Source organism: Angustibacter speluncae (assembly GCF_054777815.1).
Genome location: NZ_BAAHAF010000072.1, coordinates 71,982 through 84,419 on the forward strand (window position 1 = coordinate 71,982; position 12,438 = coordinate 84,419).

Annotated in this window: 13 protein-coding genes; 5 read left to right on the forward strand and 8 right to left on the reverse strand. The window is 75.2% G+C overall.

The window, feature by feature from the left end; all coding sequences use genetic code 11:
* Nucleotide 1 precedes the first annotated feature (1 nt).
* Both ACYVKY_RS08545 and ACYVKY_RS08550 read left to right on the forward strand, forming a co-directional pair.
* Entirely contained in the window at nt 2–655 is a 654-nt protein-coding gene (locus ACYVKY_RS08545) for a GntR family transcriptional regulator (protein WP_460434544.1), read from the forward strand.
* 80 nt (nt 656–735) lie between these two features.
* Nucleotides 736–1,773, forward strand: coding sequence for an aminocyclopropane-1-carboxylate deaminase (locus ACYVKY_RS08550; protein WP_460434545.1), 1,038 nt, complete (start codon nt 736–738; stop codon nt 1,771–1,773).
* A gap of 6 nt (nt 1,774–1,779) precedes the next feature.
* Here the strand turns inward: ACYVKY_RS08550 and ACYVKY_RS08555 are convergent, their stop codons facing one another.
* From ACYVKY_RS08555 to ACYVKY_RS08575, 5 genes are all read right to left on the reverse strand, one after another.
* Nucleotides 1,780–2,094 (reverse strand): type II toxin-antitoxin system PemK/MazF family toxin, encoded by a 315-nt coding sequence (locus tag ACYVKY_RS08555; protein ID WP_460434546.1) that lies wholly within the window; start codon nt 2,092–2,094, stop codon nt 1,780–1,782.
* A 6-nt stretch (nt 2,095–2,100) separates the two neighbouring features.
* The gene (locus tag ACYVKY_RS08560) at nt 2,101–2,334 is read right to left on the reverse strand and encodes a ribbon-helix-helix domain-containing protein (protein ID WP_460434547.1); all 234 of its coding nucleotides are present in this window, start codon (nt 2,332–2,334) and stop codon (nt 2,101–2,103) included.
* Nucleotides 2,335–2,461: 127 nt separating this feature from the next.
* Nucleotides 2,462–3,463, reverse strand: a complete 1,002-nt coding sequence (locus ACYVKY_RS08565) for a Gfo/Idh/MocA family protein (protein WP_460434548.1) — start codon at nt 3,461–3,463, stop codon at nt 2,462–2,464.
* A complete protein-coding gene (locus ACYVKY_RS08570) occupies nt 3,460–5,592 on the reverse strand; it encodes a S9 family peptidase (RefSeq protein ID WP_460434549.1) in 2,133 nt (710 codons plus the stop codon). Before ACYVKY_RS08570 ends, ACYVKY_RS08565 begins: the two co-directional genes overlap by 4 nt.
* Nucleotides 5,589–6,086: a MarR family winged helix-turn-helix transcriptional regulator gene (locus ACYVKY_RS08575; RefSeq protein ID WP_460434550.1), complete on the reverse strand. Its 498-nt coding sequence runs from the start codon at nt 6,084–6,086 to the stop codon at nt 5,589–5,591. The genes ACYVKY_RS08570 and ACYVKY_RS08575 overlap by 4 nt, the downstream gene beginning before the upstream one ends.
* Nucleotides 6,087–6,143: 57 nt before the next feature.
* Here ACYVKY_RS08575 and ACYVKY_RS08580 point away from each other — a divergent pair, with 57 nt between their 5' ends.
* Nucleotides 6,144–7,346 (forward strand): Rossmann-fold NAD(P)-binding domain-containing protein, encoded by a 1,203-nt coding sequence (locus ACYVKY_RS08580; protein ID WP_460434551.1) that lies wholly within the window; start codon nt 6,144–6,146, stop codon nt 7,344–7,346.
* On the opposite strand, the gene ACYVKY_RS08585 is transcribed toward ACYVKY_RS08580, so the two are convergent.
* Both ACYVKY_RS08585 and ACYVKY_RS08590 read right to left on the reverse strand, forming a co-directional pair.
* On the reverse strand, nt 7,321–7,626 hold the full coding sequence (locus ACYVKY_RS08585) for an antibiotic biosynthesis monooxygenase family protein (protein WP_460434552.1): 306 nt from the start codon (nt 7,624–7,626) through the stop codon (nt 7,321–7,323). The two genes, ACYVKY_RS08580 and ACYVKY_RS08585, sit on opposite strands and share 26 nt — an antisense overlap.
* A 22-nt stretch (nt 7,627–7,648) precedes the next feature.
* Nucleotides 7,649–8,536, reverse strand: a complete 888-nt coding sequence (locus ACYVKY_RS08590; RefSeq protein ID WP_460434595.1) for a DMT family transporter — start codon at nt 8,534–8,536, stop codon at nt 7,649–7,651.
* Between the two features lie 71 nt (nt 8,537–8,607).
* Here ACYVKY_RS08590 and pdxR point away from each other — a divergent pair, with 71 nt between their 5' ends.
* Nucleotides 8,608–10,164 carry a MocR-like pyridoxine biosynthesis transcription factor PdxR gene (gene pdxR, locus ACYVKY_RS08595; protein WP_460434553.1) on the forward strand — a complete coding sequence of 519 codons (1,557 nt, stop codon included), beginning with the start codon at nt 8,608–8,610 and terminating at the stop codon, nt 10,162–10,164.
* On the opposite strand, the gene ACYVKY_RS08600 is transcribed toward pdxR, so the two are convergent.
* Nucleotides 10,094–11,593 (reverse strand): CoA-acylating methylmalonate-semialdehyde dehydrogenase, encoded by a 1,500-nt coding sequence (locus ACYVKY_RS08600; protein ID WP_460434554.1) that lies wholly within the window; start codon nt 11,591–11,593, stop codon nt 10,094–10,096. The genes pdxR and ACYVKY_RS08600 overlap by 71 nt on opposite strands.
* A gap of 77 nt (nt 11,594–11,670) precedes the next feature.
* Between ACYVKY_RS08600 and ACYVKY_RS08605 the strand changes: the two genes are divergently transcribed.
* Nucleotides 11,671–12,345 (forward strand): class I SAM-dependent methyltransferase, encoded by a 675-nt coding sequence (locus ACYVKY_RS08605; protein WP_460434555.1) that lies wholly within the window; start codon nt 11,671–11,673, stop codon nt 12,343–12,345.
* The last annotated feature ends 93 nt before the right edge of the window (nt 12,346–12,438 follow it).

The window sequence follows — 12,438 nt, forward strand, 5'->3', positions numbered from 1 at the left end:
CGTGCCGATCCCCACCGCGTCCCCGCCGCCGGACCGCCGGCTGCTGCGCGACGACGTCTACGGCCGGCTGCGGGACGCGATCATCGACGGCACCTTCGAGCCGGGCGAGCAGCTGCGCGACGTCGACCTGGCCACCTGGCTCGGCGTCAGCCGCACGCCGGTGCGCGAGGCGCTGCTGCGGCTGGGTCAGACCGGGCTGGTCGTCGCGCTGCCCGGCCGGTCGACCACCGTGAGCACGGTCGACGGCCGGGCGGTGCGCGAGGCCCGCGACGTCGTGGCGGCGATGCACGAGCTCGCCGTCCGCGAGGCCGTGCCGAGCCTGACCGCCGACGACCTCGAGCGGATGCGGCGCGCCAACGCGGCGTTCGCGCGAGCCGTCGACGAGGGGGACGTCGACGCCGCGCTCGCGGCCGACGACGAGCTGCACGGCGTCCCGGTGGCGGTGTGCGGCAACCGGTCGCTGGCCGCCGTGCTCGAGCAGCTCACCCCCGTGCTGCGTCGCGCGGAGCGGCTGCGGTTCGGTTCGGACGACGGGCGCGAGTCGGTCGCGCAGCACGACGAGCTCATCCGGCTCTGCGCGGCCGGCGAGGTGGAGCGTGCGTCGGCCGTCGCGTTCGGGACGTTCCACGGCCTGGCGGCGATCGGGACGGACTGACCCCACCGACCCGACGCCTGCGATATATTGCATTCCGGTAGCTGGTGGATGCTCCCCCGGCGACAGCCCAGGAGGCACGCGTGATCCTCGACCGGTTCGAGCGGTACCCGCTCACCTTCGGCCCGTCCCCGGTGCACCACCTGCGCCGGCTGACCGAGCACCTGGCCGCCCACGGCGGCGGTGCGCAGGTGTGGGCCAAGCGCGAGGACGTGAGCAGCGGGCTCGCCTACGGCGGCAACAAGATCCGCAAGCTCGAGTACATCGTCCCGGACGTGCTGGCGAGCGGCGCCGACACGCTGGTGTCGATCGGCGGGTACCAGTCGAACCACACCCGGCAGGTCGCCGCCGTCGCGGCGCACCTGGGGCTGCGGTGCCGGCTCGTGCAGGAGCGCTGGGTGCCGTGGGAGGACCCGACCAACACCCAGGTCGGCAACATCCTGCTGAGCCGGCTGATGGGCGCCGACTCGCGGCTCGACGACAGCGGGTTCGACATCGGCATCCGCGACTCGTGGAAGGACGCGCTGCGCGAGGTCGAGGAGGCCGGCGGCACGCCGTACGCCATCCCGGCCGGCGCGAGCGAGCACCGTCTCGGCGGACTGGGTTTCGCGAACTGGGCGTTCGAGGTGGCCGAGCAGGAGAAGTCGCTCGGCGTCACGTTCGACACGATCGTGGTCTGCACGGTCACGGGCTCGACCCACGCGGGCATGATCGCCGGCTTCGCGGCGCTGGAGGACCTCACCGGCGTCCGCCGCCGCGTGCTCGGCATCGACGCCAGCGCGACGCTCGAGAAGACGCGCGACCAGGTCGGGCGCATCGCCCGGCACACCGCCGAGCTGATCGAGCTCGGCCGCGACCTGCGCGACGACGAGATCACGGTGCTCGAGGGCTGGGCGGGCGAGCTCTACGGCCTGCCCGTCGACTCCACGATCGCGGCGATGGAGCTCGGCGCCCGGCTCGAGGCGATGATCACCGACCCGGTGTACGAGGGGAAGTCGCTCGCCGGGCTGATCGACCTGGTGACCTCGCGCGAGATCCCGGAGGACTCGCACGTGCTGTACGCCCACCTCGGTGGCCAGCCCGCGCTGAACGCCTACCACTCGCTCTGGCCGGCGTCGTAGGTCGCCTCAGCCGAGCAGCGGGACCTCGAGGTCGTAGGCGAGCACGACCGCGCGGGCGAGCTCGGCCTCCTGCGCGTCGAGCAGGTACCCGAGGGTGCGACCCAGGCTCCCGACCGGCACGGTCAGGACGTTGTCGAGCGACACGGCGCTGTCGTGGTCGAGTCCGTTCGCCGGACCGACCCGCACCTCGCTCGACAGCCCCCGGACGGTCGAGGTGATGGGCGCGACCGTCACCTTCGTCATGGCGCCGCGCGCGGCGTCGCGGGTGAGGACCAGGACGGGGCGCGTCTTGTCGAGCCGCGCCAGCCGGATCTCGCGCACCCGCGGTCAGTCCACGACCGGTGGGTGCGCCGCGGTCCAGGCCACGACGTCGTCGAGGTCGTCCGCTGCGCCGTGCTCACCGAGCAGCCTCGCGTCCTGCTCGGCGACGACCCGGCGCATCTCGCGCTCCAGCGCCGAGGCGACGACGGCCGCCCTGCTCGGCGCCTGACCAGAGGCCACCGCACGGTCGAGGAACGCGACCATCTCGTCCGGCAACCGGACGGCGATCTGAGTGCTCATCGCCCCAGCCTACCTTCGTGCATCCCGAAGTGGGATGCGACGAACGAGTGCGCAGGACCGGGGCGTCCGGCTGCCGCGCTCGCCCCGCTCCTGCGCATCCGGTGCACGCGGACGACGTCCGCGCTGGTCACGGCCGGTCGAAGCCCTCGTCGACGTGCGGCGCGCCGATCACGTCGAGCGCCTCGTCGAGCACGGCCATCACGGTGAGGGTGTCCTCGAGCGGCATCACCGGCGACTCGGTGAGGCCGTCGCGCAGGCAGGCGGCGACGTGCTCCATCTGGTGGGCGTACCCGCGTCCGGTGAGCGGGTTGTCGAGCACCTGCGCCTCCTCGCCCGACCGCTCGACCACGATGCGGTGCGGGTGGTGGAAGCGCGGCTCGACCGTGACGCGTCCCTGCGTGCCGACGATCGTCGCGCGACCCGGGGTGTCGCCGAGCAGCGAGCACGACAGCAGCGCGAACGCGCCGGACGGGTGGTCGAGCAGGAGCGCCGCCTCGCTGTCGGTGCCGAGCTCGTTGATCGTCGCCGTGGCCTGCAGCCGGGACGGCGCCCCGAGCAGCATCTGCGCGAACGAGACGGGGTAGACGCCGAGGTCGAGCAGCGACCCACCGCCCTGCGCCGGGTCGTACAGCCGGTGGTCGGGGTCGAACGGCAGGACGAAGCCCAGGTCGGCGGTCACCGAACGGATCTCGCCGATCACGCCGTCGGCGAGCAGCTCCCGGAGGCGGACGATGCCTGGCTGGAACCGGGTCCACATCGCCTCCATGACGAACAACCCGGCCTCGCGCGCCTGCCGCACCAGGTCGTCGGCGGCAGCCAGCGAGCACGTGAACGCCTTCTCGACCAGCGCGGGCTTGCCTGCCGCCAGCGCGGCCGACGTCACCTTGTGGTGCTGCGCGTGCGGCGTCGCCACGTAGACGACGTCGACGTCCGGGTCGGCGAGCAGCTCCTCGTACGAGCCGTAGGCCGTCGCGAAGCCGTGCTCGGACGCGAACGCCTGCGCCCGGCCGAGGTCGCGGGAGGCGACGGCGGTGAGCTCGGCCCCCTCGACCAGGGCGAGGTCGCAGCTGACGGTGGCGGCGATGCCGCCCGTGGCCAGCACGCCCCAGCGGGTGGTCGGGACGCTCATCGCAGCTCCTCCGGACGCGCCCAGTCCCGACCCAGCACGTGCTGGTCGAGGAACGCGAACACCGTCGCGTACCAGGCCTGGGAGTTGTTCGGCGTGAGGATCCAGTGGTTCTCGTCCGGGAAGTAGAGGAACCGGTGGGGCGTGACGCCGTGCTCGTCGGCCGAGCGCGCGACCAGCTCGTACCAGAGCCGCAGGCCCTCGTTGATCGGCACCCGGTAGTCCTTGTCGCCGTGGATGACGAGCATCGGCGTCACGATGCTGTCGACGTGGTGGTGCGGCGAGTTCGCCTGCGCCATCTCGTCGGTCAGCTCGTGCAGCCAGTAGTACGCGGCGTCGGTGGTGAGGCCGAAGTTGTCGAGCGCCCAGAGGCTGGCGTGGGTGACGACGGCCTTGAACCGGTCGGTGTGCCCGGCGACCCAGTTCGCCATGTAGCCGCCGAACGACCCGCCCATCGCGGCGGTGCGGTCGGCGTCGACGTCGTCGCGCGCGATGGTGGCGTCGGTGATCGTCATCAGGTCGGTGTACGGCGCCTGACCCCAGGCGCCCCAACCCTTCTCGATGAAGTCCTGGCCGTACCCGGTCGACAGCCGCGGGTCGGGCAGCAGCACGGCGTACCCGCGCGCGGTGGCGGTCCACGGGTTCCAGCGCCAGGTCCAGGCGTTCCACGAACCGAGCGGCCCGCCGTGGATCCACAGCAGCAGCGGAGCCGGCGACGTCGCCGACGCACCCTCGGGCAGCGCGAGCCAGGCGCGCAGCGGGGTGCCGTCCTCGGCTGTGGCGGTCACCTCGGTGAGCGTGCCGGGCACCTCGAGGTCCGGCACGGGCGACGGGATCGGCTGCGGCGCACCGCCGGTCATCGGCACGCGCACCGGCGCGGCCGGCGCGTCGATCGCCGAGCGCAGCGCGTAGACCCACTGCCCGTCGGCGCTGACCTCGTAGGACGAGTACGCGCCGTCGTCGGTCGTGAGCCGGGTGCGCTCGCCGGTGGCGACGTCGACCCGGTACAGCGGCGCGCGCCCCTGCTCGTCGGCGGCCACCACCAGCGCGGCGCCGTCCGGCGTCCAGCGCGGCGTGCCGGGCCACAGGTCCCAGTCGGGTGTCAGGTCGCGCACCTCGCCACCGCCGGCCGGCACGAGGCCGAGGCTCACGTCGGGCGCGCGGTGCGGGGTCGACCGGCGGAACAGCGTGAGCGCGATCTGCGTCCCGTCCGGGCTGAAGCGCCCGCCCTCGTGCTCGACCTCGGCGTCGTCGGCGAGCACCGTCACCTCGCGGCTCGCGACGTCGATCGTCGCGAGGACCACGCGGCGGTCACCCTTCGCCTCCGGCACCGTCCAGTCGACGACGACGGTGCGGCCGTCCGGGCTGAGGTCCCACGAGGCCCGGTCGTCGACCCGTCCCGGCACGTGGCCGGTCAGGTCGGTGAGCTCGAGCCGGGGGTCGGCCTCGGCGGCCAGGGCCGAGACGTCGGCGGGAGCGGCGGTGAAGAGCCTGGTCGAGGCGGGTCCGAGGTCGTGGTCCCAGTACCGCACCGGGTACGTCTCGTGCAGGATCGCCGAGACCTTCGCGTCCTTGCGGGCCTTGACCACCTCGGTGTCGTCGCCGCGCTCGTCGGCGAGCGGGTGCGTGCCCGACGCGAGCAGCAGCGTGCCGGCCTCGCGCGCGACGACCAGGCCGCCGACGCCGCCTGCCCGCCGCGCCACCAGCCGCGCCTCACCGCCACCGCGGGGCAGCAGCCACAGCGCCGGGACCTCCGAGTCGTCCTGCTCGTCACCGGGGTTCGTGCCGGGGCGCCCGGCGGTGAACAGCAGGTCGCCGTCGACGGTGAACGCCGCACCGGACTCGCCCTTCGCGCCGCGGGTGAGGCGGCGGGCGGGCGCCTCACCGGCGGGGTCGAGCTCCCACAGCGCGCTGACGTAGCCCGCCTTCTTCGCGTCCAGGGTCTGCACCGTGGCCACCAGCCGCGAGCCGTCGGGCGACAGGGCGAGGCCGCCCACCCGCGGCAGGCCGACGAAGGCGGCGAGGTCGTGGAACGGCGTCGGGGCCTCGGTGGCTGGTTCGTCGATGCTGGTGGCGGCCTGCTCGGACGCGACCTGGTCGAGGGCGTCCGGCTGCTCGGTCGGGGTGGTCATGCGCCCTTGCTACCAGACGCGACCCGGAGCCGGTGCCGGTCGGTCAGCTCGCGGATGGCCTCGAGGTGCTCGCGCATGGTCTCGAGCTCGGCGACGGTGAGGTGCCCCATCATCCGGGCGCCCTCCTCGACCAGGGGGCCGTAGGCCTCCCACACCCGCGCCCGGCCGTCCTCGGTGAGCTCGACGAGCACCTGACGGCGGTCGGACGGTGACGGCACCCGGCGCACCCAGCCGCGCTCGGCCAGCCGGTCGATCATGGTCGTCGTGGCCGCCGGGCGCAGCCCCGTCGCCTCGCTGAGACCGCCTGCGGTGGCGGGCCCGTCGGTGAGCCGGTCGAGGCAGCGGCGGTCGGCGGGGTTGAGGCCGAGCGCCCGCCCGACGGCGTCGTCGAAGGCCTCGGTGCTGCGCTGGTAGCGCTGCATCGCGAGCCCGACCTGCTGGACGAGCTCGTCACGCGACGCGCGCCGACGGGGGGCTTGACGGGACGACGTCACCAGCGCATCCTTTCGATATTCGAAATATCTGGTTCTCGTAACGAGAGGATAGGTGTGATGAGGGCTCTGGTGGTGGGTGGCGGGGTCGCCGGACCGGCGTGCGCGCTCGCGCTGCAGCGCGTGGGGATCGAGGCCGTGGTGCTCGAGCGTCGCGCGGCCGACGACGTGCACGGCGGGTCGTACCTGACGGTGGCGCCGAACGGACTGGCCGCCCTCGACGAGCTGGGCGCGCTGGAGGCGGTGCGCGAGGTGGCGAGCCCGACGCGGCGCAACCGGATGCTCTCGGCGTCCGGCCGGGTGCTCGGGGAGCTGCCGCTCGGGCGCCCCCTCCCCGACGGCACCGTCGCGCTCACGGCCCGGCGCTCGGCGCTCGCCGGGGCCTTGACCGATGAGGCGACGCGGCGCGGGGTCGAGGTGCGCCACGGCGCCCGGGTGGCGTCGGTCGACGCGGACGAGGGCGCCGTGCTGCTCGACGACGGCTCGCGGCTCGAGGCGGACGTGGTGGTCGGGGCCGACGGCGTCCACTCGCTGGTGCGGCGCGCGGTCGACCCGGGCGCGCCGCCGGCACGCTACGTCGGGCTGACGAACTTCGGCGGCCTCACCCGCGGCACGCCGCTCGCCGCCGGGCTCGAGCCGCAGGCGTGGCACTTCGTCTTCGGCCGCCGGGCGTTCTTCGGCGCGCACCCGCTGCCGTCCGGCGACGTGGCCTGGTTCGTCAACGCGCCGCGGCCCGCGGTGGACCGCGAGGAGCGCCGCACCACCGACGACGCGACCTGGCGGGCGTGGCTGGTCGGGCTGCTCGACGGCGACGCCGGACCCGGTGCCGAGCTGGTGCGCACCGGCGAGCTCGAGCTGGCCGGCGACAGCACCCACGACCTGGGGCACGTGCCGGTGTGGCACCGCGGCCGCACCGTGCTCGTGGGCGACGCCGCCCACGCCCCCGCGCCGAGCTCGGGCCAGGGGGCGTCGCTCGCGCTCGAGGACGCCGTGGTGCTGGCCGGCGCCCTGCGCGGCGCGGACCGACCGGCCGCGGCGTTCGCCGCCTACGAGGCCGCCCGCCGGCCGAGGGTGGAGCGCGTGGTGCGGGCCGGCGCCCGCACGAGCAGCGCCAAGATCCCCGGCAGGGTCGGCACCGCGGTGCGAGACGCCGGCATGCGGGTCGCGTTCCGCTGGTTCGTCACCGAGCGGAGCACGGCCTGGACGACCGACCACCGCGTGTCGCTCGACGCACCGGTCACGGCCCCTCGTACGCGCGGGTGACCGTCGCGACCCGCACCGTGTAGCGCTCGTACCAGCGGTCCCGGCCCTCGCGCTGGGCGAGCAGGTGCTCGGCGACCTGCTTCCACGCGGCGGCGGCCGCCTCGTCGACCCAGTACGAGACCGACAGCCCGAGACCGTCCGCGCCCCGGGCGCCCTCGAACCCGAGGTACCCGGGCTGCTGCGCGGCGAGCGCCTCCATCCGGTCGGCCGCCTCGCCGTAGCCGTCGGTGTCGTCGGTCAGCCGCGAGGTGAACAGCACGGCGGTGTACGGCGGCTCCACCCGCACGATGGTGCCAGGCAGGTCACACCACAGGCGTCGGAGTCGAGGCGGTCCGGGGGCGTGCACGCCCCGCTCCGGCCGCCGACTCCGACGCGGCTGGTCGCAGCCCCACCACGAGGCCGGCGGCGACGAGCAGGACGCCCGCCCAGACCGGCGCGGCCGGCAGGTGGCCGGTGAGCAGCACACCGAGGCCTGCAGCCGACACCGGCGCGACGCCGGTCAGCAGGCCCGACCTGGCCGCGCCGACGACCGCCACGCACCGGTACCAGACCACGAAGGCGAGCGCGGTGACCCCCACGGCGAGGTAGGTGGCGGCGGCCAGCTCGGCGGGGGCGAGCGAGAGCGCAGCGCGGGGCCCCTCGACGACGACGCCGAGGGCGCCGAACGCTGCTGCCGCGAGCCACGTCGCGTGCACCGACACGCCCACGGCGCCGTGACGCCGGAGCAGGGGGAGGGCGAGCAGCGTGAACCCGCACTCGCAGACCAGCACCAGCAGGGCCCACGCCAGCCCGGCGAGGTCGCTGCGGCCGCTGCCCTGCACCAGCACCGCGCCGACCGTGACGAGCCCGGCCGCGGCGAGCACCGCACGGGAGGGCCGACGGCCCTCGAGCAGCGGGCCGACGAGGCCGAGCACGACCGGCACGCTGGCCACCGCGACGCCGAGGACGGCGGGTTCCGCGTGCCGCGACCCGTGCACGAGGGCGAGGTTGAACAGCACCAAGCCGGTGAGCACCACGCCGCCGAGCCAGCACCACTCGGTCCCGCGCGGACGGCGCACCGGCACGCCCGTCACCCGCGCGAACGCGACGAGCAGCACCGCCGCCGCGGCGTACCGCAGCGCCTGGACGGTGAGCAGCGGCGCGTCGACCAGCACCCCCGAGACGGCGACGCTGCCGCCGACCAGGGCCATGCCGAGTGCACCGCCGGCGAGGGCGGAGGTGGTTGCGGTGGAGGAGGTCACGGGTCCACGCTCGTCCCTGCATGGTCCGGTCGCCAGGTCCAAGCCGGGCTCGTGGTGGTGGACCAAGGAGGCGCGACGTGGCCGACGGATCCGACTTCCTGCACCTCGACCCGGCCGCCGCGCCGGCACGCGACCGCACCGGTTGGCTGACGTCCGCGCTGCGCGAGGCCGTGGCGGACGGGCGGCTGGCGCGAGGCGACCGACTGCCTCCGACCCGTGCGCTCGCCGGCGATCTCGCGCTGTCGCGCGGCGTCGTGGTCGAGGCGTACCGGCGGCTCGCCGACGAGGGCCTGGTGTCCGGACGGACCGCCGCCGGCACCGTCGTCACCGGCGTGGTGGCGACCCCGGCGGCACCTCGACCGACCGGGCCGCAGGACCCGCCCGGTGCGGCCGACCGGCTGCCCGACGTCCGGCACCGTCACGGCGGCACCGACCTGTCACCGGGGCGGCCCGACCTGTCGGCGTTCCCGCGGTCGGCCTGGCTGCGCGCCGAGCGCGCGGTCCTGGCCGAGGCGGGCGTCGACGACCTGTCCTACGGCGACCCGCGCGGCGTCCGCGCGCTGCGCGAGCAGCTGTCATCCTGGTTGGCCCGCACCCGCGGGGTGCGCGCCGACCCGGACGACCTGGTCGTCGTGGCCGGCGTCGCCCAGGCGCTGGCGCTGGTGGGTCACGTGCTGCTGGCGCGCGGTACCCCGACGGTGGCCGTCGAGGACCCCGGGTCACGCGGTGCGCGGGACCAGCTGCGGCACTGGGGTCTTCGCACTCATGCCGTCCCCGTCGACGACGACGGGTTGGTCTGCAGCGCCTTGCCGTCCGGCGCCGACGCCGTGCTGGTCACCCCTGCCCACCAGTTCCCGACGGGGGTGCCGCTCGCCCCGCACCGGCGCCGCGAGCTGCTCGCCTGGGCGACCGCAGCAGGCCCGGGCCGCCGGCTCGTGGTCGAGGACGACTACGACGCCGAGCACCGCTACGACCGCGCCCCGGTGCCGGCGCTGCAGGCGTCCGCCCCGGGCGAGGTGGCGCACACCGGGAGCACCTCCAAGACGCTGGCACCGGGCATGCGGCTGGGGTGGCTGGCCCCGCCGCCGCACCTGCTGGCCGACGTCGTCGCGACGAAGCACGCGAGCGACCTGGGGTGCCCGGCGGTGCCGCAGCTCGTGCTGGCCCGGCTGCTCGCCGACGGGACCTACGACCGCCACCTGCGCCGGGTGCGCGTGCGCCAGCGAGCCCGGCGCGACGCCGTGGTCGTCGCGCTGCAACGCTTCTCACCGGGGACGGAGGTCGCGGGCGTCGCCGCGGGCATGCACCTGCTGGTGCTGCTCGACGACGGGTGCGACGACGTCGAGGTGGCCGCCCGCGCGGCCGAGGCCGGCGTGGTGGTGCACCCGCTGTCGTGGCACCGCACGGAGGCGGGACGCCCCGGTCTCGTGCTCGGCTACGCCGCGCACCCGCCCGACCGGCTCGTCGAGGCGGTGCGGACGCTGGCCGGGGTGCTCCCCGCCGCCGTCAGCGCGCGGTCGACCGGAAGTGGAAGGTCGCGTCGGACGGGCCCTGCGCCTGCGGCCAGCGGCTCGTGACGACCTTGCCGCGGGTGTAGAACGACACGCCCTCGGGGCCGTGCACGTGCTTGTCGCCGAAGAGCGAGTCCTTCCAGCCGCCGAAGGAGTAGAACGCCATCGGCACCGGGACGGGCACGTTGATGCCGATCATCCCGACGTGCACCCCGCGCTGGAACCGACGGGCCGCCTCGCCGCTGCTGGTGAAGATCGCCGTCCCGTTGCCGTAGGGGTTGGCGTTCACCAACGCGATCGCCTCGTCGACGGTCGCGGCGCGCACGACCGACAGCACCGGGCCGAAGATCTCCTCGGTGTAGACGTCCATGTCGGGGGTCACCAGGTCGACCACGGTGGGGCCGACGAAGAAGCCGTCCTCGTGGCCGGCGACGGTGAAGCCACGGCCGTCGACCGCGACCCGGGCGCCCTGCTGCTCGCCGGCCGTCACGATCGACTCGATGCGCTGCTTGGCGGCGGCCGTGACCACCGGCCCCATCTCGCTGGCGCGGTCGTTGCCCGGCCCGACCTTCACCGCGCGTGCGCGGGCGGACACCGCCTCGACGACGGCGTCGGCGGCCTCGCCCACGGCCACCGCGGCCGACACGGCCATGCACCGCTCGCCCGCGGACCCGAAGGCCGCGGCCGACAGGTGCTCGGCGGCGAAGTCGACGTCGGCGTCCGGCAGCACGATCGCGTGGTTCTTCGCCCCGCCGAGGGCCTGCACCCGCTTGCCGGTGCGGCTCGCCCGCTCGTGGACGTAGCGGGCGATCGGGGTCGAGCCCACGAACGACACGGCGGCGATGCGGGGGTCGTCGAGGACGGCGTCGACGGCCTCCTTGTCGCCGTGCACGACGTTGAATACCCCGTCGGGCAGGCCCGCCCGCTGCCACAGCTCGGCCACGAGGCGCGACGGGCTCGGGTCGCGCTCGGACGGCTTCAGCACGAACGCGTTGCCGCACGCGATCGCCACCGGGTGCATCCACATCGGGACCATCACCGGGAAGTTGAACGGCGTGATGCCGGCGACCACGCCGAGCGGCTCGCGGAACGAGAACGAGTCGATGCCACTCGACACCTCGTCGCTGTAGTCGCCCTTGAGCAGGTGCGGTATCCCGCAGGCGAACTCGACCACCTCGAGGCCGCGGGCCACCTCGCCCTGCGCGTCCGAGAAGACCTTGCCGTGCTCGGCCACGACCATCTCGGCGAGCTCGTCGGCGTGGGCGTTCACCAGCTCGCGGAACGCGAACAGCACCTTGGCCCGCTTGGCCACCGCCGTCTGCGACCACCCCTCGAACGCCTGCGCGGCGACACCCACGGCGTCGGCGACGTCCTGCGCCGACGCGAGCCGCACCTCGCGGGTCTGGGCGCCGGTGGCCGGGTCGAAGACCGCCGCCGTGCGCTGCGAGGTCCCGCTCGTCGGGCGTCCGCCCACCCAGTGCTCGACCGTCTCCACGCCCGCTCCTCTCCCGGGCGCCGCCGGGCGGGCGGCGCGTCCTGGGCTAGGTCTACAGGATCGGGCACCATGCCGGGATGAGCGACGACCGCGACTGGGACGTCCGTGCCGACCAGCTCGCCGACCGCGCCCTGGCCGACGGCGCGCCGACGCGGTGGTTCGACGAGCTGTGGAGCCAGGCCGAGCGCGACGAGATCGACACGCCCTGGGACCGCGACGCGCCCTCACCGCCGCTGGTCGAGCGGGTGCGCGCGCTCGGCGAGGGTGCCGGACGCCGGGCCGCCGTCGTCGGCGCCGGCCTGGGCGCCGACGCCGAGCTGCTCGCCGGGCTGGGCTGGGACGTGCTGGCGTTCGACGTCTCCCCCGCTGCGGTGCGCACCGTGCGCGCCCGGCGCCGCGGCTCGCCGGTGCGGTACGTGGTGGCCGACCTGCTCGAGCTGCCCGACGAGCTGCGCGGCGCGTTCGACCTGGTCGCCGAGGTCTACACCGTGCAGGCGCTGCCCCGGTCGCTGCGGGCGCGGGCCGTGGCGGGCGTCCGCACCCTGCTCGCGCCCGGCGGGACGCTCGTCGCGGTGCAGATGGTGCGCGGGGAGCGTCCGGCCGAGCAGGGGCCGCCCTGGCTGCTCGACCGCGCCGAGATGGAGTCGTTCGCCGCCGACGACGTGGTGCTCGACGACCTCGACGTCGTGCCGCACCCGACCCGTCCCAACGGCCCGGAGCACTGGGTGGCCGTCCTGACCCGCCACCCCTGACCGTTTGCCCCCTCCAGTGGTCGACCTGGCACTGCACGAGGCGCGGAACACCACTTCGGTGTCACGACCGCCACTGAACTGGGCGAACGGGCA